Origin of the sequence: Sphingomonas trueperi, assembly GCF_040545965.1 — a bacterium.
GTDB lineage: Bacteria > Pseudomonadota > Alphaproteobacteria > Sphingomonadales > Sphingomonadaceae > Sphingomonas > Sphingomonas trueperi_C.
Genome location: NZ_JBEPMV010000006.1, coordinates 106,657 through 126,484 on the forward strand (window position 1 = coordinate 106,657; position 19,828 = coordinate 126,484).

The following is a 19,828-nucleotide window of genomic DNA, read 5'->3' on the forward strand; positions in this document are numbered from 1 at the left end:
CGGCGACGCAATCGCGTTCCGGGCAGTGTTGCGTGCGGAGGATGCAACCGCAAGTGCCGATGCAGCGCTACGGACGCTTGAAGGGGCGCGGCTCGGCTGTTAGGCGCAAGCGCATGTCCGTAGACACCGCAACCGTGAAGAAAGTGGCGAGCCTGGCGCGTATCGCGATCAGCGACGCCGACGCCGAGCGCCTCGCGCCCGAACTCAACAACATCCTCGGCTGGATCGAGCAGCTCGGCGAGGTCGACACCAAGGATGTCGCGCCGATGACCGCCGTGATCCCGAACACGCTGCGCCTGCGCGCCGACGTGATCACCGACGGCAACCAGCGCGAGGCGGTGCTGGCGAACGCGCCGCAGGGCGAATTTGGCTTCTTCACGGTTCCGAAGGTGGTGGAATGAGCACGCTGACCGATCTGGGCGTCGCCGCCATCCGCAACGGCGTGCGCGACGGCGAATTTTCCGCGCGCGAAGTTGCCGAGGCGTTCAACACCGCCGTGGCCGGCGCCGACGCGCTCAACGCCTTCATCGTCAAGACTCCCGAGCACGCGCTCGCCGCCGCCGACGCCGCCGACAAGGCGCGTGCTGCGGGCGAGACGCTCAAGCCGCTGGCCGGCGTGCCGATCGGCATGAAGGACCTGTTCGCCACCAAGGGCGTGCAGACCACCGCTGCCAGCCACATCCTCGAGGGCTTCAAGCCCGAGTACGAGTCCACCGTCTCGCACAAGCTGTGGGAAGCGGGCGCCGGCATGCTCGGCAAGCTCAACCTCGACCAGTTCGCGATGGGCTCGTCGAACGAGACCAGCTATTTCGGCAACGTGATCTCGCCGTGGCAGCGGGGCGAGGGCGACAACACCCCGCTCGCGCCGGGCGGCTCCTCGGGCGGCAGCTCGGCGGCGATCGCGGCACGGCTGTGCCCGGCGGCGACCGGCACCGACACCGGCGGCTCGATTCGCCAGCCCGCCGCCTTCACCGGCATCTCGGGCATCAAGCCGACCTATGGCCGTTGCTCGCGCTGGGGCGTCGTGGCGTTCGCCTCCTCGCTCGACCAGGCGGGCCCGATGGCGCGTGACGTGCGCGACTGCGCGATAATGCTCGAGGCGATGGCCGGGTTCGATGTGAAGGACTCGACCTCGCTCGACATGCCGGTGCCGCACTGGGAGGCGGGCCTCTCCGCCGATCTGCGCGGCAAGCGCGTCGGCATCCCGGCCGAGTACCGCATGGACGGCACCCCGGCCGAGATCGAGGCGTTGTGGCAGCAGGGCATCGCCTGGCTGAAGGATGCGGGCGCCGAGATCGTCGAGGTCAGCCTGCCGCACACCAAGTACGCGCTGCCGGCCTATTACATCATCGCGCCGGCCGAGGCTTCGTCGAACCTCGCCCGCTATGACGGCGTGCGCTACGGCCTGCGCGAGCTGGCCGAGGGCCAGAACCTGAAGGAAATGTACGCCGCCACCCGCGCCGCCGGCTTCGGCGACGAGGTGAAGCGCCGCATCCTGATTGGCACCTATGTGCTTTCGGCAGGCTTCTACGATGCCTATTACACCCAGGCGCAGAAGGTCCGCACGCTGATCGCGCGCGACTTCGACAATGCCTGGAGCCAGTGCGATCTGCTGCTCACCCCCACCGCGCCGAGCGCGGCGTTCGGGTTGGGCGAAAAGGTCGATCCGCTGGCGATGTACCTCAACGACGTGTTCACCGTGCCGGCGAGCCTGGCAGGCGTGCCCGCGATGAGCGTGCCGGGTGGGCTGGACGCGGCGGGCCTGCCGCTCGGTCTGCAGATCATCGGCAAGCCGTTCGACGAGCAGGGCGTGCTCAACGCCGGCCTCGCGCTCGAGCAGCGCGCCGGCTTCACCGCGCGTCCCAACGCCTGGTGGTAAAATGAAATGGGGAGCGGGGCCTCGGGCCGCCGCTCCCCATTCGCAGTCCTTGGGCAGCCTCAGGCCGTAGCGTGTGCCGCCGGCCAAACCCTTCGATACAGCCCATAGGCCGTATTCGCTGCCAGGAAGAGCAGCGGCAGCAGCACGATGTAGCGGTAGCGCGGCACCGGCTGGGTGATGACGTACGGCAGCACCGGCACCAGCGCTAAGGTCGCCAGATAGAGCAGCCGCTCGCGCCACGCGAACAGCGCAGCGAACGCGCCGATGAGGCCTAGCGCCGCGACGCTCCACAGCAGCGCCTGGCGGACGATCACGTCCTTGCCCACGCGGCTGTTGTAGATGTTCCACTGCCAGCGCGGCGGGAAGTAATATTGCACCAGATGCTTGGCGCACAGCCGGACGAAGTCGCCCGGATGCCCATGGATCCATGCCTTGGCCTCTGCGCCCATCGCGTTGGCGTAGGGAATCTCGCCGCCCATCGCCTGCATGCGGTCGAACGCTGCCTGGCTTTCGAGCGGATGTACGGTGCGGAGCCGCTCGACGAACACTTCGCGATCGTTGCCGCCCAGCGCCGCAGGATGATTGCCGATCGCAAGTTCGAGCCCGAAATTGCCGCGCAACGGCAGGATGCGGTGGAAGACCTCGTAGTTCCGGATCGTCCAGGGGGTGAGCACCACTCCCAGCGCGACCGCGAGGATGGCGACATGGCCGATCCATCGCCGCGGGGAGACCGTGCGCAGCAGCAGCAGGCCGACCAGCGCATAGGCGGCGAGGCCAAGCGCAGGGTTGATGAAGAAGAGCAGTGCGGCAGTCACGGCGATCGGCAGCATGCCGCGATAGCCAAGCGTGCGATCGCGATCGGCGCGGAGGCTGAGCAGCAGCACGATTCCGCCCAGCAGGCTTGCCAGCCCGCCCTCCCATACCCGGAACGCGGTCGTCTCCAGCTCGGGCGTGACCGGCAGCAGCGCGAATACGGCCAAGGCCGCGAGGCGCGGTACGCGCGGCACGCTGGCGACGGCCGCAGCCTGGTAGAAGACCGCGCCGGCACCCAGCACGATGCTGATCGAGATCAGCGCGAGGATCCACTCAGATGCCGCGCTCTGGACGCCGAACAGCGTGTAGATGCCGCCCGCGAGCCAGGGCAGCAGCGGGTTGAGATGTGCGGTAAGCCCGCTGCCGCGCGCGAACACGTCGGCGATGGTGCCGTCGCGCGCGACCGACAGGGCAACGTTGGCGGCTTCGCCTTGCGCATGCGAGACTTCGCGCAGCGCAAGGATCGCGATCCGTTCGATAAAGCCCAGCGCCAAAATGGCCGGTGCCAGCAGGGCGAAGCGGTGTTCCCGGTCCGACGGCAGCTTCACGATCTTTCCCCCTTGTGCGCGCCGGTCGCGAACGCCCCGGACGCGAATTGTCGTGAACTCAACGCGTGCGCTGCGGGCTGTCGCTGCGCGCGCTTCCCGCCTGGATCAGGATGGCCAGCGCGAACATCGGGATCAGCCATGCGACGCGGCCCTGGTAGCGATCGAACACCCCCGAGATCGCACCGCACACCGCGCCGTTCAGCAGTACCGCGAACACGACCAGCAGCGTAGCCTCGAACAGCCGCGTGCGCCAGGCAGGCACCGCTTGGAATCCACCAGGACTGCGGCGCAGCCGCGTCGCCAGGATCGCCAGCGCAACGCCGCCCAGCACATAGCAAGCGAGCATCAGGCCGCTGATCAGCCTGAGCGGCATGGTGCGATGTCCGATTCCGCTCTGTTGATAGGCCTTGATGTCCGGGTGCAGCAGCGTTGTGAGAGAATCGCGCGGCATCAGCCTATATTCGGTGACGCCGACCGTCGCGATCTGCCGGAACACGCCGATAAGGCTCTTGCCGAGCTGCTCGAAGCCGTGACTGCGCAGCGTGCCCAGCACGATCGGCAATTGCTCGTCGCAGATCCTGGCCTTCTCGGCGGCAGGGAGCGTGGCGAAGCTGACCGCACTGCCGTCACCGCTCCACAGGAAATCATTCTCGGTCATCGGCATGCGCGGCAGGAAGCGGCAGGTGGCATAGTGAGTCTGCGGACAGGTCTCACGCAGATATTTCTCCGCAGTGCCGTCGCCGATCAGCCGGGCCATCACGAAGGGCGGCGAGTAGACCGTCAGCCCGGCGTGGCGTGCAGCGATCCCGAAGGCCACCTGGCCCAGGCCGCCGGCGACGATCATCAGCACGATGAGGCCAAGGCTGGTCCAGCGCTGCCGACGCGTGACCAGGCCGAGCAGGAACAGCGCGCCGAGCATGCCGAGGGCGAGGAGCAGGTGCGATTTATGGAAGAGGATGGCCGCGACGCCCAGCGCCAGCCAGCCGATCAACTCGGCGCGGGTTAAGGTAGGGCGGTAAATCGCGATCATCGCGACCGCGAGGATCATCAGTCCGGCGAATATATCGGGCATGATCGTGGTCGCGAAGATGCCCGCGCCGCCGATCAAGCCGATGCCAGCTACCACCGCCCAGCGCAGTGTGCGCGTTGCGTCAGGTGCCAGATGCCGCAGTGCGGCATACATCGCGACGACGCAGAGCAGCGCCTGCAGTATCGGCAGTGCCCATATGCCGGCGATCGCCCAGCTGAGCGCGAACGCCGCGCCGTAATAGACCGAGCGGGCATCCGATACGCCGTCCTCGGTGTCGATCCCCATCTTGGCAGACGGAGCGGCTTGTGGGGGTATCGCCGGGGCGTGGGCGGAGAGCGGGATATGCGCGGCGCTGGTCGCCGCCTTTCCGGCCTGAAAATAGCCGATCGAATCGGGGTAGAGGATCGGGCTGCGGTTGATCGCAGCGGGGACCAGGAACAGCAGCAGCGCGACCAAGGCGAAGAGGAAATCGGTTCGCTTCGATCGTGCAACCGTCATGGCGTACCCTGTTCCCTCATTCGCCTCGGCAGCGTTCCTCGCCGATCGATCCGGAATTGCCGTTCAGCACCGGCGTTGCATCCAAATTTCCGTTCCGGGCGCGCCTTCGCTCACCCGGAACGGGAGTGTTTCAGGCGCGTGGCGCAGGCACGCCCAGATAGGCAAGACGCCGGATTTCGCGACGTCCGCGCACCACGGTATCGAGGATGAGGCCGGTGAAGACGTTCAGCAGGCCGACGATCGACAGGCCGGTGACGAGCACCGCGGTCGGGAAGCGCGGCACCAGGCCGGTCTGGGCGTAGGTGATCGCCAGCGGGATCGCCAGGATGATCGCCAGCAGCAGCGCGATACCGCCAAGGATACCGAAGAACAGCACCGGACGCTCGATGCGGAACAGGTTCACGATCGTGCGCAGAATCCGCCAGCCGTCGCGGTAAGTGGAAAGCTTCGAGGTCGAACCTTCCGGGCGCGCGGCATAGTTGGTGACGATCTCGGATACCGGCATGCGCAGTTCGAGCGCGTGAATGCTGATTTCGGTTTCGATCTCGAAGCCGGCCGACAGCACCGGGAAGCTCTTGACGAAGCGCCGCGAGAAGACGCGATAGCCCGAGAGGATGTCGGTAAAGCTGCGGCCGAACAGCTGGGCCAGCATGCCGGTCAGCATCGCGTTGCCGAAGCGGTGGCCGCGGCGGTAGGCGAGCTCGATTTCCGACTTGCGCGCGCCGACGACCATGTCGAGCTGCTCGTCGATCAGGCGGTCGACCAGTTCGGGGGCCGCATCGGCGTCATAGGTGAGGTCGCCGTCGGAGAGGACGTAGACGTCCGCCTCGACATCGGCGAACATGCGGCGGACGACGTTGCCCTTGCCCTGCATGCGTTCCTGGCGAACGATCGCGCCGGCCTCGGCCGCGACTTCGCAAGTCCGGTCGCGGCTATTGTTGTCATATACATAGACGGTCGCTTCCGGCAGCGCGGCCTTGAAGGCTGCGACAGTCCTGCCGATCGCGACTTCTTCGTTGTAACAAGGAAGCAACACGGCGATTTTCAGCCCGGCGAAACGTCCGGCGCCCGTGGTGTCTTGCGGCGACATGAAGCTACCCCCGATATTTAGCATGCCAGAATCCAGATATTGTCGGGTTGGGTAGTGGATCGAGCTTCGTTGTGCAATGCCGAACAAACCGCTTCCGGGCACCGTTCGTCCCACCGCAGAACTGCCGCAAAGCTGGCGGCGATGTCGCCGCCAAACGCCGTTGCCGCACTGCGGTTCCAATTGCCCGCTGGACCTGAACGCCGCGACGCGCGATAGGCACAGGCACGCATATTCCCATTACCTTGTGAAGAGCACATGGCGACCAAGACTGCATCGAGCTACCGAATCCAGGGCGAGACCGGCGAATGGGAGGTCGTGATCGGCCTCGAAGTCCATGCGCAGGTGACGTCGAACGCCAAGCTGTTCTCGGGCGCGGCGACGGCGTTCGGCGCGGACCCGAACAGCCAGGTGAGCCTGATCGACGCGGCGATGCCCGGCATGCTCCCCACGCCCAACCGCGAGTGCATCCGCCAGGCGGTGCGCACCGGCATGGCGATCGGCGCGGTGATCAACAAATGGTCGCGCTTTGATCGCAAGAATTATTTCTACGCCGATCTGCCGCAGGGCTATCAGATCAGCCAGCTCTTCCACCCGCTGGTGGGCGAGGGCGAAGTCACGATCAGCCTCGACGACAAGGATCCCGAGGCCGAGGTGAAGACGATCGGCGTCGAGCGCATCCATGTCGAGCAGGATGCCGGCAAGCTGATCCACGACCAGCATCCGAACCGCTCGTACGTCGACCTCAACCGCGCCGGCGTGGCGCTGATGGAGATCGTGTCGAAGCCGGACATGCGCTCGCCGGCCGAGGCGGGAGCGTATCTCTCCAAGCTGCGCGCGATCCTGCGCTATGTTGGCAGCTGCGACGGCAACATGGACCAGGGCTCGATGCGCGCCGACGTCAACGTCTCGGTCCGCAAGCCCGGCGAGCCGTTCGGCACGCGCACCGAGACCAAGAACGTCAACTCGGTCCGCTTCGTGATGCAGGCGATCGAGGTCGAGGCACGCCGCCAGGTAGAGGTGCTGGAGAGCGGCGGCCGCATCGTCCAGGAAACCCGCCTGTTCGATCCGGATCGTGCCGAGACCCGCTCGATGCGCTCGAAGGAAGACGCGCACGACTATCGCTACTTCCCCGATCCCGACCTGCTGCCGCTCGAGCTCGACGACAGTTTCCTCGAGGAGTGCCGCCAGAGCCTGCCCGAGCTGCCCGACGCCAAGCGCCGCCGCTACGAGGAGTCGCTGGGCCTGACTCCGTACAACGCCGCGGTGCTGACCGCCGAGGCGGAGACGGCGCGCTGGTTCGAGGCGCTGCTCGCCGAGAGTGCGCGGATCCAGAAGAAGGGCGAGCAGGAAGTCGCGCGTTCCGCGGCCAACTGGCTGCTCTCGGACCTGTACGGGGCGCTCAATCGCCTCGGCAAGGGCATCGAGGAAAGCCCGGTCAGCCCCGAAGCGGGCGCCGAGCTGCTCTCGCTGATCGCCGACGGGACGATCTCCAACACGCTGGGCAAGCAGGTGTTCGAGATCATGCTGGAGACCGGCGATGCACCGGGCAAGATCGTCGAAGAGCGCGGCATGAAGCAGACCAGCGACACCGGCGCGATCGAGGCGGTGATCGCGGAGGTTTTGGCCAAGAACCCGAACCAGCTGGAGCAGTATCGCGCCGGCAAGGAAGCGCTGTTCGGCTTCTTCGTCGGCCAGACGATGAAGGCGATGGCCGGCAAGGCCAACCCGGCGGTGGTCAACGAGCTGCTCAAGAAGGCGCTGAGCTAAGGGAGGCGAGGGGATGTTGCGTCGACTGGTCGTCTTTGCCCTGTGCTTGGCTCCGTTAACCGCTTCGGCGCAGACCGCGCCGACGCCGGCATCCCCGCCCGCCAATCCCAAGGTCGCTATCGAGACCAGCGCCGGGCCGATGGTCGTCGAGGTCTATCTCGACAAGGCGCCGGTCTCCGCGCGCAACTTCCTGCGCTATGTCGATACCAAACGCCTCGACGGCGTGGTGTTCTACCGCACGGTCAAGCCGGCGGAGAAGTTCGGCTTCGTCCAGTTCGGCATCCAGAACGCGCCTGCCAAGATGTTCCCGCCGATCAAGCACGAGCCGACCACCGAAACCGGCATCAAGCATCTCGACGGCACGCTCTCGCTGCCGCGGCTGGCGCCGGGCACCGCGCGCGGCGAGTTCACCATCATGGTCGGCGACCAGCCCTCCTTCGATGCCGATCCGAGCAAGCCCGGCGACAACCTCGGCTATGCGGCATTCGGGCGGGTGATCGAGGGCAAGGACGTGCTGCTCAAGATCCTCGATGCACCGACCTCGCCGACCAAGACGCTGAGCGGCAGCTTCAAGGGCGAGGTGCCCGAGGTGCCGGTCAAGATCGTCTCGGCCCGCCGCATCGCGGGCTGATCCGCCTCAGAGCGGGTGGCGGTCCAGGTAGAGATAGCCCGGATCGAATTCGGCGAGCCGTTTGAGGCCGGGCAGGTCCTGGAAGGCAACGCGGCCGTTGCGGAACTCCATCAGCGACCGTTCGCGCAACTCGCGCAGTACGCGGTTCACATGCACCGGCGTAAGGCCCAGGCATTCGGCGAGTTCGGCTTGGCTGATCGCTAGGCGATAGCCGTCCTCCTCGGCTAGCCCCACCGCGCCGAGCCGCACGTGCAGCTCGCAGAAGAAGTGGGCGGCGCGCTGGATCGCCGAGCGGCGGCCGAGCGAAACCTCCCATTCGCGGTGGATTGCCGCATCGACATTGGTCGAAAACCACATGATCCTGGTGAGGTGCGGCAGCGTCTCGGTGATCTCGCGCAATCGCGTGTGGGATGCGCGCGCGATCGTGCAGGGCGTCAGCGCGAGCAGCGAATGGTCGAGTCGCTTGAGCGTGAAGCCGTGCAGATCGGCGAAGTCACCCGCGACATGGACATGGGTGATCTGGCGTTGGCCGTTCTTGAGATCCTTGTACCGGCCGATCAGCCCGTCGAGCAGCAGGGTGGAATAGTTCAGCTCCTCGCCCGCACGCACGATCGTGCGGCCGGCGGCATGGGTGACGGTATCCACGACCGACCCGCGCAGCGCAGCCTCTTCGGCCGCATCGATCGTGTCGCGCAGTCGGAGCTTGAGCAGGTGGCGTTCGATCATCGCGACAATCATCTCCAGCAGGCGGCAGCGGCTCTACCGCGTCCGAGGTCGGGCCGCTGCCATCGCAGTTTAGGGGGGGGTTATTGCTGGTTGAGGTCCTGGTTCTTCACGACCCCGTCGGCGCCATTCTCGCCGCCAGCGCCCAGCGGCACCGCCTTGGTGAGCGGCATGCCCTCCTTGGCCGCTGCGTCGGCGGCGTCGGAGCGGGCTTCCACCGCCTGCTGGATGTCCGAACGCGGATCGTCATTATCGTTGGTGATGTTCGGCATGGGAGCTTCTCCTGGTTCAGGCGACCGGCTGGCCGGGGGTGATGCCGGGATCGATGCTTGGCGTGGTGTCCGGCGCAGGCACGTCGATATCGGGCCCGGGCGGATTGATCTCCGGCGGCGGGCCGCCCGGCTGGCCGGGGTTGGGCGCCGGTGCTTCGGGCGGCGGCGTGGTAGGCTGGATGGGGGGCTCTACCGGCATGGGACATCTCCTGTTCGTTTCAGCCCCAACGCCTTGCGACACCCAATCGTTGCTTCGTACTTGCCCCGAACCCCATGACTGCTATAGAGCCCGCCGACCGGCGGTGTCCCCTGCGGGCGTGGCGGAACTGGTAGACGCGCTGGATTTAGGTTCCAGTATCGAAAGATGTGGGGGTTCGACTCCCTTCGCCCGCACCAGTCCTCGCGGCTGATGTGTGGTACACCGCAATTCCGATTCTTTTAGAAAGCGTGAGAATGCAGACTGTCGAGACGTTGAACGAGGGCCTGAAGCGCGCCTTCACGCTGAAGATCACCGCCGCGGACATCGACTCGAAGGTCGATGCCGAGGTCAAGCGGGTCGCTCCGCAGATTCGCATGCCCGGTTTCCGTCCCGGCAAGGTGCCGATCAACCTGGTCCGCAAGATGCACGGCGAGGCGCTCACCCAGGACGCGCTCAACAGCTCGATCCAGGAAGGCATTCAGAAGCTGATCGCCGACCACAAGCTGCGCCCGGCGATGCAGCCGTCGGTGAGCCTGGAGGGCGAATATTCCGTTGGCGGCGACGCGGAAGTGAAGGTCGAGCTGGAAGTGCTCCCGGACGTTCCGACGCCGTCGATCGAAGGCCTGAAGCTCGAGCGCCTGACGGTGCCGGTGCAGGATTCGGAAGTGCAGGAGCAGCTGAAGCAGCTCGCCGACCAGCAGAAGCGCTGGGACGATGCAGCCGAGGGCCATGCCGCGACCACGGGTGACCAGGTCGTCATGGACTTCGCCGGCAAGGTCGACGGCGTCGCCTTCGAGGGCGGCACCGGCGAGGGCATGGCTGTCGAGCTCGGCTCGGGCCGCCTGATCCCTGGTTTCGAGGAGCAGCTCGAAGGCGTGAAGGTTGGCGACGAGAAGCAGCTCAACGTCACCTTCCCGGAAGATTACGGCGCCAAGGATCTGGCCGGCAAGGCCGCGACCTTCGACGTCAAGATCACCGCCGTGCAGACCGCCGGTGAGACCAAGATCGACGACGACATGGCGAAGGCGTTCGGCCTCCAGGACCTGGAGCAGCTGACCGGCCTTCTGAAGGGCCAGATCGAGCAGCAGCTCAACGGCCTGACCCGCACCCACATGAAGCGCAAGCTGCTCGACCAGCTCGCCGCCGGCCACGACTTCCCGGTCCCGCCGTCGATGGTGGAAGCAGAGTTCGACCAGATCTGGCACCAGCTCGTTCACGAGACCGAGCATGAGGAAGATCCGGCCGCAGCGCTCGCCGAGCTCGAGAACGAGCGCGACGAGTACCGCGCGATCGCCGAGCGCCGCGTGCGCTTGGGCCTGCTGCTCAGCGAGATCGGTACCGCCAACGGCGTCGAAGTGACCGCGCAGGAAATGAACCGCCTGATCGCCCAAGCCGCGCAGCAGTACGGCCCGCAGGATCGCCAGCGCTTCATCCAGTATGTCCAGCAGGAGCCGATGGCGGCTGCCCAGCTGCGCGCACCGCTGTTCGAGGACAAGGTCGTCGACTTCCTGTTCGACAAGGCCGAGATCACCGACCGCGAAGTGACCAAGGAAGAGCTGGAAGCCGCGATCGAGAGCGACGACGGCTTCTCCTCGGGCACCCACGTCCACGACCACGACAACCACAAGCCGAAGAAGAAGGCCGGCAAGAAGGCCGAGGCTTCGGACGAGGCCGGTGAAGAGAAGCCTGCCAAGAAGCCGGCTGCGAAGAAGGCCAAGGCCGAGGAGGCTCCGGCCGCCGAGGGCGACGCGCTCGTAGAGGCCGAGCCGGTGAAGAAGGCGGCGACCAAGAAGGCGCCGAAGGCGGCCGAAGGCGAAGGCGAGGAAGCCGCGCCGAAGCCGAAAAAGGCAGCGGCCAAGAAGAAGGCCGACGCCGAGTGATTTGAGAAGGGCCGGAACGAAAGTTCCGGCCCTTTCGCTTTCTAATTCCCCTTTCGCTTGTGGGAGGGGCTAGGGGAGGGTGTGCAAGGGAAGCGGGCGAGATGCTCGCGGTGTGCCGGTGATGTTCAGCCTTGCTTCTTCACCGCTCGCCATCGCCTCCAGCTCTCACCCTCCCCCGTCCCCTACCGCAGGCGGGAGGGGAGCGCAGGCTTCGGCCGCAGGAGTAGGCTTCAGCGCAAGGCGACGACCAGCGTGGTGATCCCCTTGGGCTCCGCCAGCGCTTCGGCCGACACTGCCGCCGCATCACGCGTGGCATCGGTGACGATCCGCTCCACCACCTTTGCCCCGGGTGTGCCGATCGTCAGCCGCCGCGGCACCACGCCGCCATTGACGTGGACCAGCACCAGCCGCTTGCCGTCCGACGACACCGCGCCGACCGTGTCTGCATCGTCCACCGGCACCAGGCGATAGCCCGGCCGAATATAGCGGCTGAACTGCGCCATTGCCCAGTATTTGCGTGTCACGTGGATCGGATGCTCGGCGCTCGCCGGCGTGTAGGCCATCTTGACGATGCCCCAGTTGCTGCCGCCGGCGCTTCCGTCGCCTTTGTCGCTGCTCTGCCGCTCCACCGCCTGCCAGAACACCCAGGCGACCGGCTCGAGCCGCTTGAGATCGTGGACGACATGCTCGGCAAAGGCGAGTGGGCTGGCCGTGCCGTCGAAGCTCTCCGGATCCTTGTCGAGCGGGGTGTCGTTCTCGCTCATCCACAGGCGGATGCCGTGTGCGCGGGCGATGTCGCGCACCGCGGTCTGGTGGACGGTGCCATAGCTATGGACGTTGAGCTGGCCGATCCGAGCGCGCGTCGCCGCCGGATAGCCCTCCCAGTCACGCACGAAGAGGTGGGAGTTGGTTTCGTCGGGCGCGGCGATCACCGCCCTCAGCCCATGCGCCTTGAGCGCGCGGTCCGATGCGTCAATCATCTGCGCCTGGCGCGCGGGGCTCCAATGCGCGCCTTCCTGGGTGTTGGCGGCGAACCAGTAGTCGGTGTTCGGCTCGTTGACCGGCGACAGGGTACGGAAGGTGATGCCGTGCGCCTGTTGCAGCTTGTCCACCACGATCGCCAGATATTCGGCGAAGCGTGCCTCCTGGCCGGGGCGGAGATTGTCGTCGGTGCCCTTCTCGGCGCCCGAAACCTTGCCGCTGACGGTCATGAACCAGGGTGGCGAGTTGGAGAATGCCTCGAAGATCGGCGCTTTCACGCGGCGCTTGATCGCATCCAGCCACCAGCGCTGGTTGGCGTCGGCCGACCAGTTCCACATCGCCGGATCGGCGGGGTTCCACCAGTCCGTGCCGGTCGCGCCGGCCGGGCGGCGCCAGAAGCCGGGAACATCGGCGCCGGGGCGGAGATAGGGCGCCGTCTCGGGCGCGTCGCCGCCGCCGATATTGTAGCGCGCGATCGTCCAGCCGAGCCCCTGGGGGCCGTAGAACAGGTCGGCGAGCTTCTCGCGCACCGGATCGGGATAGCCGCCGGTAACGTGCGCGAACCAGGCGAGCGCCGTGCCCCAGCCTTCGAAGGGCTGGCCGGGCCGCTGGAGATCGGGGCGCAGCGTCAACGTTACAGCCGGCTCGGCCGCGGGGGGCGGGGCGCTGGTCTGGGCAAGCGCGGCGGGGGAGGCTGCGAGCAGCAGCGACAGGGCGAGCGTCTGGATCATGCGGGGCGTACTCGGTAGAGGGCGGCACCATGGGGCGGCAACGCGCGGGCGAGGCGGAGCGGGCTCGGCCCTTCGTCCTTGCCCTCCCAGAGGTTGCGGACCTGCACCGTGCCCGACAGGCCCAGCAGCCGCAGGTCGAACGCCGCCTCGCCGGGCTTGTCGCCGGTATTGAACAGCGCGACATAATGGCCACCCGTGGCCGCACGGGCGGTCCAGACGCGGCGATCGTCGGCGACGAACCAAGGGCGGTTGTCGCTGCTCGCCTGGTTGACGGCGAGCACCTGGCGGTTGGTGAGCAGCGCGCGGGTGGGCGCATCGAGATGGCGCAGGTCGCCGCCCATGATCAGCGGCGAACGCGCGATCGACCAGAGCGTCATCAGCGTCCGCTGCTCGTCGGGCGTGAATTTGGTGTCGCGCTGGCCGAGCGCGAGGCGGCCAAGCGGCAGCATGTCGGCATCGGGCCAGGCGCCGGGGCGGGTGTGGGGGCTCCAATTCTCGAGCCGGGTGAACTGCGCCTCCAGCATCTTCCAGTCGTCCCAGAAGTCGTCGGAGATTCGCCACATCTGCGCGTGCCGGGCGACGTGGTCGGCGCGCGGCACCGGGGTCTCCCCCGGCGAGAGGCTCAGCAGGATCGGGCGACCGCTCGCCCGGATCGCCTTGGCCGCGGCCTCGATTTCAGGGGCATGCGCGTCATAGGGGCGGCTCATGTCGTCCATCTTGACGAAGTCGACGCCCCAGGATGCGAGCAGCGCGAAGACACTGTCATAATAGGCCTGGGCGCCGGGCTTGCGCATGTCGACGCCGTACATGTCCGGGTTCCAGGGACAGATGCTTGACGTGTCCGCAATGTCGGCCGCGCGGACGCCGTTCGTCCCGAGCACCGGCAGGTTGCGCTCCACCGCCAGACGGGGGATGCCGCGCATCAGGTGGACGCCGAACTTCATGCCGAGCGCATGGATCTTGGCGGCGATGGCCGTGAAGCCCTTGCCGTTCGCAGCGGAGGGGAAGCGGTTGGGGGCGGGAAGCAGCCGGCCGTGCCCGTCCAGCGTCGGCACCGGCTTGGCGTTGTAGGTGTAGCTGTTCGCCTCGGGCTCGTACCACTGAATGTCGATGGTGAAGACATCGTAGCCGAAGGGCAGCAGCTCGCGCGCCTGGATTGCTGCGGTTTCCAGCGCCTGCGCCTCGGTGATCGTCGTAGCAAAGCTGTTCCAGCTGTTCCAGCCCATCGGCGGGGTAGGGGCGAGCATAGGGGCCTTCGTCGCGGCGCGCGCGTGGGGCGTTGCCGCAAGGCCGCCGACGAGTGCGGCCCCCTTCAGCACGCCGCGTCGGCCGATCCCCCCGATTCGTGCGATCGTGTCAGACATCGGCCACTCCCTACGGTTTTGTCTGACTATAAATGACGTGAAGATGGCGTCAACGCCAGGTGCTCAGCCTTGCAGCGACGATTCCGTATCCTCCTGCGCCTGAAGAATCAGCGTGATCGTCGCGGCGCGCGCGGCCGCCGGATTACCCTCGGTGATTGCCGTGAAGAGGTCGCGATGGAGTGGGATCGAATCGCGCAGCTGCTTCGCCTTGCGATGCTTGAACAGCGTCGTCGAGCGTACCGCGGCCCCGATGCTGCCGGACAGGCTGATCAGCAGATCGTTGCCGGTCGCCTCTAGGATGATGTTGTGGAACTGCTGGTCGGCGGCCTGGCCTTCGGGGCTCGACAGACCCGCTTCTTCCATCACCTCCATCGCATGGCCGAGCCGGCCGATATGGCGCGTCGAGCGCGAGCGGGCGGCGAGCTCGGCGGCGGCGGGTTCGACGATCATGCGGAGTTGAAACAAACTTTCGACGAACGCCATCGGCGGCTCGCCTTCGAACATCCAGGCGAGAAGGTCGGGATCGAGCAGGTTCCAGTCGGCGCGCGCGCGCACGCGGGTACCGGCCTTGGGGCGGCTTTCGATCAGCCCCTTGGCGGCGAGCATGCGCAGCGCCTCGCGTACGACGCTGCGCGACACGCCGCGCGATTCGGCAAGGTCGAGCTCGCCCGGCAGAATCGCACCGGGCGGATAGCGGCCGGTCGCGATCGCGACCCCGATCTCGTGTGCAATCGATTGGTGCGCTGGATGGCGCTTTCGCTGTTCCGTCAATGGTTTGCCCCCGTGTTGTGTGGCGATTTTGGGACCAGTTGGGCCCATACGCCAGCCCCAATCACACCCTACGAAAAGCACTTGTCTTACAAATACGACAGGATATGTTGTCGGACAACTGGCCACCACCGCGCGGAGACGCGGCTTTCCGGGCCAGCGGATTTGGGGAGGTTTGCTGTGAAATTGCACCATCGTACTTCGTTGCTCGGCGTTTCGGCCCTGGCGTTCGCGGTTGCCGGCGGCATCGCGCCCGCCTTTGCCCAGCAGGACGGCGCGTCCGCGGCCGGCGGCGGAGACGACATCGTCGTCACCGGCGTGCGCGAGAGCCTGCGCTCGGCCGCGGCGCTGAAGCGCAACGCCGATCAGATCGTTGACTCGGTGCAGGCGCAGGACATCGGCAAGCTGCCCGATGCCAACACCACCGAAGCGCTGCAGCGCATCACCGGCGTGCAGATCCAGCGCCGCTATGGCGAAGGCGCCACCGATTTCGACCACCGCACCCAGCCGGCGATCACCGTGCGCGGTCTCACCCAGGTGCAGAATTTCCTCGACGGCCGCGCGGTCTATTCGGCCTCGGGCGGGCGCGCGTTCGACCTCGAAGGCGTGCCGCCCGAACTGCTTTCGGGCATCGACGTGTACAAGAACGCGCCGGCCAATATCATCGAGGGCGGCGTCGGCGGTGCTGTGAACCTGCGTACCCGCAAGCCGTTCGATTCGCCCGGCCAGGTGATCAGCGCCACGATCCGCGGCAATTACTACGATCGCATCGACAAGCCGGGCTATGCCGTGTCGGGCCTGTACAGCAATCGCTTCCAGGCGGGCGAGGGCGAGATCGGCGTGCTGATCAACGCGGTCTATTCGAAGAGCCGCTATCGCCAGGACGGCCTGCTGATCGGCCCGTTCGACACGGTCGCGCCCGGCTCGATCGCGGGGGCTCCGGCCAATGCGCAGATCCCCTATGGCCCCGAAATCTACGACGATAGCGGCGACCGCAAGCGCTTGGGTGTCGCCGGCGCGATCCAGTGGAAGCCGAGCGATGCGCTGCTGATCACCGCGCAGGGGCAGGTCACCAAATATTGGTTCAACCGTACCGGCGCCTATTTTTACGACCTGAGCAACCGCTCGAACGTGCGCGACAGCAATGGCAACGTCACCAGCTACGGTACCGCGCCGGCGCCGGGGGCTGCCTTCACCTTCAACAGCGAAGGCTATGCGACCAGCGGCACGCTGTCGCCGATCGCGTTCGAGACCGGCCGCTATGACCAGCAGCTGTGGAGCGCGAGCAAGAACTTCACGCTCAACGCGGCGTGGAAGCCTACCGATCGGCTCAAGGTCAATCTCGATGCGCAGTATCTGACGTCCTACTACAACGCCGATCGCAACGGCCATGTGCTGTCGCTCTACACCCAGTCCGGCCAGACCTCGCTGACCACGCCGCATCCGCTGACCGTCGATTTCGACCTGCGCGGCAAATATCCGCGCTGGGACGTGACGGAGCAGGGCGTCCTCAACAACCCGGCCAATTACACCACGCCCTATATCGCGGACTCGCTCCAGCGGAACGATGCCGACACCTGGGCCTTTGCCGGCGACATCGAATATGACGTCGATGGCGGCCTGCTGAAGAAGCTGCGCGCGGGCGCCCGCTATGCCGACAACAGCATCGATCTGCGCGGCACCTGGCACGCCGCCTGCATCACGTCGCTCGGCGCCGATCCGAACTGCGGTGCGCCGGCCGGCACCCCGCTGGTGCCGCTCAGCAAGAACCCGCAGCTCTCGATGCCGGGGCCGTCCAAAAACTGGTTCGACGGCAACAGCGTGAAGGGTGGCATCCTCTATCCGGCCTTCCCGGCGGGCGACGGCGTATGGGCGCAGACCAAGGCGCTCTATGCGCTGCTCGGCGCGCAGACGCAGGACAGCTTCAAGCCCGGCGACCTCAACAGCCAGACCGAAAAGACCTATACCGGCTGGGCCATCGCCGATTACGGCTTCGAGCTGGGCGGCATCGCGTTTGACGGCGGCGTCGGCGTGCGGGTGGTGAAGACCAAGGCGACCTCGATCGGCACCCAGTTCAACAATGACGGCACCTCGGCGCCTATCAGCGTGAGCAAGGAATATACCAAGGCGCTGCCGAGCTTTAACCTCCGCGCCAAGCTGACCGACACGTTCCAGATGCGCTTTGCCTATTCGAAGGGCCTGGCGCGCCCGAACTTCGACCAGCTCTCGACCAACCTGACGCTGAACAACCCGAACCAGATCAACCCGGTCACCGGCCACCCCAGCGCGAGCTCGGGCAACCCGCTGCTCAACCCGATCCGCTCGGACAATTTCGACGTGACCGCGGAATGGTACTTCGCGCCGAGCGGCTCGCTCACCGGCGGCCTGTTCTACAAGAAGGTCAACGGCTTCCTGGCCGGCGGCATCGTCCCCGGCGTGTATAACGGCGTGACCTACGACATTAGCACCCAGGTCAATTCCGGCAACGGCACGGTGAAGGGTGCGGAGATCGGCTATAACCAGTTCTTCGACTTCCTGCCCGGGCCGCTGAGCGGGCTCGGCCTGCAGGCCAACTACACCTATGTCGACTCCAGCGTGTCCAACCCCTTCGCCGTGGCGGGGTCGAATGCGCCGACGCAGCTGCCGCTCGAGAAGCTGTCGAAGCACAGCTACAATATCGTCGGCCTGTACGAGAAGGGCCCGGTCACCGCGCGCGTCGCGTGGACCTGGCGGTCGAGCTATCTCGACCAGACCCAGGGGAGCGGTGCCAACGGCATCCCGCAATATGCCGCGCCCTATGCCTCGCTCGATGCCTCGGTCAGCGTGAACCTGACCAAGCAGGTGGCCATCTCGGCGGACGTGGTGAACCTCAACAACCGGATGAACCGGATCTATATCGGCACGCCCGCCGCGCCGCTGCGCTACGAGCTCAACGACCGGCGCTTCGGCCTGTCGCTGCGCGCGACCTATTGACCGTGTGGGCCGGGGCAGGCGACTGCTCCGGCTTTCGTCTATCGGAGCATGGCGCAGGGTGACGGCTTTCCACCTTTGGACGTTCAACGGGCGGCGCGCGGCATGAGCGCGCCGCTTTCGCATATCGCGATCATCGGCGGCGGCACGGCGGGCTGGATGGCGGCCGCTGCGCTGGGCCGGGTGCTGGATACGCGCGCCATCGCCATCACTTTGGTCGAGTCCGAGGCGATCGGCACGGTGGGGGTGGGCGAGGCGACGATCCCGCCGATCCAGGCGTTCAACGCGCTGCTTGGCATCGACGAGGCCGAGTTCCTGCGGGCGACGAAGGGGACGGCCAAGCTTGGCATCGAGTTCGTCGACTGGCGCGCGAAGGGCACCCGCTACTTCCATCCGTTCGGTATCCACGGCATCGATTTCGGCGCGATCCCGTTCGAGGCACTGTGGCAGCGCGCGCGGCTGGCGGACGAGGCGGCGCCGCTCGAGGCCTATTCGATCTGCGCCGAGGCGGCGCGGCTGGGCCGCTTCCAGCGCCCGGTGACCAGCGGCAACAACCCGCTGACCCATCTCGGCTATGCCTATCATTTCGATGCGGCGCTCTATGCCGGTTTCCTCCGCGACAAGGCCGAGCAATGGGGCGTGCGGCGACAGGAAGGCAGGATCGTCAGCGTCGAGCGCAGCGAGGATGGCGCCATCGCGGGCGTCGTGCTGGAGGATGGCACGCGCATCGCCGCCGACTTCTACATCGACTGTTCGGGCTTCCGGTCGCTGTTGCTCGGCGAGACGCTGGGCGTGCCGTTCGAGGATTGGGCACAGTGGCTGCCCAATGACCGCGCCGTCGCGGTGCCGTGCACGCTCGGCGCGGAGGGACGCTCGCCGTTCACGCGCTCAACCGCGCGGGGGGCGGGGTGGCAGTGGCGGATCCCGCTCCAGCATCGCGTCGGTAATGGGCTGGTCTATGCGAGCGCCCATTGTTCGGATGCGGAGGCCGAGGCGCAGCTGCTCGGTAGCCTCGAAGGCACGCCGCTCGCCGAACCGCGGTTGCTGCGCTTTCAGGCGGGGCGCCGCGCGCGCTTCTGGGAGAAGAATTGCGTCGCGCTCGGCCTCGCCAGCGGCTTTCTCGAGCCGCTGGAGTCGACGAGCATCCATCTCGTCCAGGCAGGCATCGCGCGGCTGCTGGAGATGCTGCCGGTGGGCGGCGGCACGCCTGCCGACATCCGCCGCTACAACCGGCTGATGGCGACCGAATTCGAGACGATCCGCGACTTCCTGATCCTCCACTTCCACGCCACCGCGCGCGACGACACCGACTATTGGCGGCATCTGCGGACCATGGACCTGCCCGATACGCTGGCCGATCGCATCGCCATCTACCGCGCCAGCGGGCGGCTCTACCGCGAGGCGGACGAGCTGTTCTCCAAGACGAGCTGGCTGGCGGTGCTGCACGGGCAAGGGATCGACCCCAGCGGCTATGACCCGATCGCCGACGGCATGCCGCGCGACGAGGCGGCGGCGCGGCTCGCCCGGATCGCCGAGGTGACGGCACTGGCGGCCTCGCGCATGACCACGCACGAGGCGTTCCTGCACGAGAGCGGAGCCCTGCAACGATAAATTACACGGAAATTACTCCGAGAAATTTGACCGAAACAATCAGCCTTTGCAGTATGCCCTCATGGGGCGGGAG

At 66.8% G+C, this 19,828-nt stretch carries 16 protein-coding genes and 1 tRNA gene; 8 read left to right on the forward strand and 9 right to left on the reverse strand.

What is annotated here, in order from left to right; genetic code table 11:
• Positions 1–113 precede the first annotated feature (113 nt).
• Together gatC and gatA are read left to right on the forward strand one after the other, a co-directional pair.
• Positions 114–401: an Asp-tRNA(Asn)/Glu-tRNA(Gln) amidotransferase subunit GatC gene (gene gatC / locus ABIC35_RS17145; protein WP_121076543.1), complete on the forward strand. Its 288-nt coding sequence runs from the start codon at positions 114–116 to the stop codon at positions 399–401.
• Positions 398–1,879 (forward strand): Asp-tRNA(Asn)/Glu-tRNA(Gln) amidotransferase subunit GatA, encoded by a 1,482-nt coding sequence (gene gatA, locus ABIC35_RS17150; RefSeq protein WP_121076545.1) that lies wholly within the window; start codon positions 398–400, stop codon positions 1,877–1,879. The genes gatC and gatA overlap by 4 nt, the downstream gene beginning before the upstream one ends.
• A 59-nt stretch (positions 1,880–1,938) precedes the next feature.
• On the opposite strand, the gene ABIC35_RS17155 is transcribed toward gatA, so the two are convergent.
• The 3 genes from ABIC35_RS17155 to ABIC35_RS17165 all read right to left on the reverse strand — a co-directional run bounded on the left by ABIC35_RS17155 (position 1,939) and on the right by ABIC35_RS17165 (position 5,858).
• Positions 1,939–3,240, reverse strand: a complete 1,302-nt coding sequence (locus ABIC35_RS17155; protein ID WP_121076548.1) for a hypothetical protein — start codon at positions 3,238–3,240, stop codon at positions 1,939–1,941.
• Between the two features lie 58 nt (positions 3,241–3,298).
• Positions 3,299–4,768: a hypothetical protein gene (locus ABIC35_RS17160; RefSeq protein ID WP_121076551.1), complete on the reverse strand. Its 1,470-nt coding sequence runs from the start codon at positions 4,766–4,768 to the stop codon at positions 3,299–3,301.
• A 130-nt stretch (positions 4,769–4,898) separates the two neighbouring features.
• On the reverse strand, positions 4,899–5,858 hold the full coding sequence (locus tag ABIC35_RS17165; protein WP_121076554.1) for a glycosyltransferase family 2 protein: 960 nt from the start codon (positions 5,856–5,858) through the stop codon (positions 4,899–4,901).
• 255 nt (positions 5,859–6,113) lie between these two features.
• Here ABIC35_RS17165 and gatB point away from each other — a divergent pair, with 255 nt between their 5' ends.
• Positions 6,114–7,625 carry an Asp-tRNA(Asn)/Glu-tRNA(Gln) amidotransferase subunit GatB gene (gatB, locus tag ABIC35_RS17170; RefSeq protein WP_121076557.1) on the forward strand — a complete coding sequence of 504 codons (1,512 nt, stop codon included), beginning with the start codon at positions 6,114–6,116 and terminating at the stop codon, positions 7,623–7,625.
• Between the two features lie 13 nt (positions 7,626–7,638).
• A complete protein-coding gene (locus tag ABIC35_RS17175; protein ID WP_121076560.1) occupies positions 7,639–8,256 on the forward strand; it encodes a peptidylprolyl isomerase in 618 nt (205 codons plus the stop codon).
• 6 nt (positions 8,257–8,262) lie between these two features.
• Here ABIC35_RS17175 and ABIC35_RS17180 read toward each other — a convergent pair whose 3' ends face one another.
• From ABIC35_RS17180 to ABIC35_RS17190, 3 genes are all read right to left on the reverse strand, one after another.
• Positions 8,263–8,982, reverse strand: coding sequence for a Crp/Fnr family transcriptional regulator (locus tag ABIC35_RS17180; RefSeq protein ID WP_183049367.1), 720 nt, complete (start codon positions 8,980–8,982; stop codon positions 8,263–8,265).
• An 80-nt stretch (positions 8,983–9,062) separates the two neighbouring features.
• On the reverse strand, positions 9,063–9,251 hold the full coding sequence (locus tag ABIC35_RS17185; protein ID WP_121076566.1) for a hypothetical protein: 189 nt from the start codon (positions 9,249–9,251) through the stop codon (positions 9,063–9,065).
• A gap of 16 nt (positions 9,252–9,267) precedes the next feature.
• Positions 9,268–9,450: a hypothetical protein gene (locus ABIC35_RS17190; protein ID WP_121076569.1), complete on the reverse strand. Its 183-nt coding sequence runs from the start codon at positions 9,448–9,450 to the stop codon at positions 9,268–9,270.
• A 112-nt stretch (positions 9,451–9,562) separates the two neighbouring features.
• Between ABIC35_RS17190 and ABIC35_RS17195 the strand changes: the two genes are divergently transcribed.
• Together ABIC35_RS17195 and tig are read left to right on the forward strand one after the other, a co-directional pair.
• Positions 9,563–9,647 (forward strand) — tRNA-Leu (locus tag ABIC35_RS17195).
• Between the two features lie 57 nt (positions 9,648–9,704).
• Positions 9,705–11,330 (forward strand): trigger factor, encoded by a 1,626-nt coding sequence (gene tig / locus ABIC35_RS17200; protein WP_121076572.1) that lies wholly within the window; start codon positions 9,705–9,707, stop codon positions 11,328–11,330.
• A 230-nt stretch (positions 11,331–11,560) separates the two neighbouring features.
• On the opposite strand, the gene ABIC35_RS17205 is transcribed toward tig, so the two are convergent.
• The 3 genes from ABIC35_RS17205 to ABIC35_RS17215 all read right to left on the reverse strand — a co-directional run bounded on the left by ABIC35_RS17205 (position 11,561) and on the right by ABIC35_RS17215 (position 15,177).
• Complete coding sequence (locus ABIC35_RS17205; RefSeq protein ID WP_121076575.1) at positions 11,561–13,042, reverse strand: glycoside hydrolase; 1,482 nt, start codon at positions 13,040–13,042, stop codon at positions 11,561–11,563.
• Entirely contained in the window at positions 13,039–14,406 is a 1,368-nt protein-coding gene (locus ABIC35_RS17210; protein ID WP_121076576.1) for a glycoside hydrolase family 27 protein, read from the reverse strand. The genes ABIC35_RS17205 and ABIC35_RS17210 overlap by 4 nt, the downstream gene beginning before the upstream one ends.
• Before the next feature lie 63 nt (positions 14,407–14,469).
• The gene (locus ABIC35_RS17215; RefSeq protein ID WP_121076579.1) at positions 14,470–15,177 is read right to left on the reverse strand and encodes a FadR/GntR family transcriptional regulator; all 708 of its coding nucleotides are present in this window, start codon (positions 15,175–15,177) and stop codon (positions 14,470–14,472) included.
• A gap of 177 nt (positions 15,178–15,354) precedes the next feature.
• On the opposite strand from ABIC35_RS17215, the gene ABIC35_RS17220 reads away from it, so the two are divergent.
• Positions 15,355–18,147 (forward strand): TonB-dependent receptor, encoded by a 2,793-nt coding sequence (locus ABIC35_RS17220; RefSeq protein ID WP_354278529.1) that lies wholly within the window; start codon positions 15,355–15,357, stop codon positions 18,145–18,147.
• Between the two features lie 102 nt (positions 18,148–18,249).
• Positions 18,250–19,755, forward strand: coding sequence for a tryptophan halogenase family protein (locus ABIC35_RS17225; RefSeq protein WP_121076583.1), 1,506 nt, complete (start codon positions 18,250–18,252; stop codon positions 19,753–19,755).
• The last annotated feature ends 73 nt before the right edge of the window (positions 19,756–19,828 follow it).

Bases quoted from the DNA above. Each gene is read 5' to 3' on its own strand.
- gatC (WP_121076543.1), top strand. From the start codon at position 114: ATGTCCGTAGACACCGCAACCGTGAAGAAAGTGGCGAGCCTGGCGCGT.
- gatA (WP_121076545.1), top strand. From the start codon at position 398: ATGAGCACGCTGACCGATCTGGGCGTCGCCGCCATCCGCAACGGCGTG.
- ABIC35_RS17160 (WP_121076551.1), bottom strand. From the start codon at position 4,768: ATGACGGTTGCACGATCGAAGCGAACCGATTTCCTCTTCGCCTTGGTC.
- ABIC35_RS17165 (WP_121076554.1), bottom strand. From the start codon at position 5,858: ATGTCGCCGCAAGACACCACGGGCGCCGGACGTTTCGCCGGGCTGAAA.
- gatB (WP_121076557.1), top strand. From the start codon at position 6,114: ATGGCGACCAAGACTGCATCGAGCTACCGAATCCAGGGCGAGACCGGC.
- ABIC35_RS17175 (WP_121076560.1), top strand. From the start codon at position 7,639: ATGTTGCGTCGACTGGTCGTCTTTGCCCTGTGCTTGGCTCCGTTAACC.
- ABIC35_RS17180 (WP_183049367.1), bottom strand. From the start codon at position 8,982: ATGATCGAACGCCACCTGCTCAAGCTCCGACTGCGCGACACGATCGAT.
- ABIC35_RS17185 (WP_121076566.1), bottom strand. From the start codon at position 9,251: ATGCCGAACATCACCAACGATAATGACGATCCGCGTTCGGACATCCAG.
- ABIC35_RS17190 (WP_121076569.1), bottom strand. From the start codon at position 9,450: ATGCCGGTAGAGCCCCCCATCCAGCCTACCACGCCGCCGCCCGAAGCA.
- tig (WP_121076572.1), top strand. From the start codon at position 9,705: ATGCAGACTGTCGAGACGTTGAACGAGGGCCTGAAGCGCGCCTTCACG.
- ABIC35_RS17205 (WP_121076575.1), bottom strand. From the start codon at position 13,042: ATGATCCAGACGCTCGCCCTGTCGCTGCTGCTCGCAGCCTCCCCCGCC.
- ABIC35_RS17210 (WP_121076576.1), bottom strand. From the start codon at position 14,406: ATGTCTGACACGATCGCACGAATCGGGGGGATCGGCCGACGCGGCGTG.
- ABIC35_RS17225 (WP_121076583.1), top strand. From the start codon at position 18,250: ATGAGCGCGCCGCTTTCGCATATCGCGATCATCGGCGGCGGCACGGCG.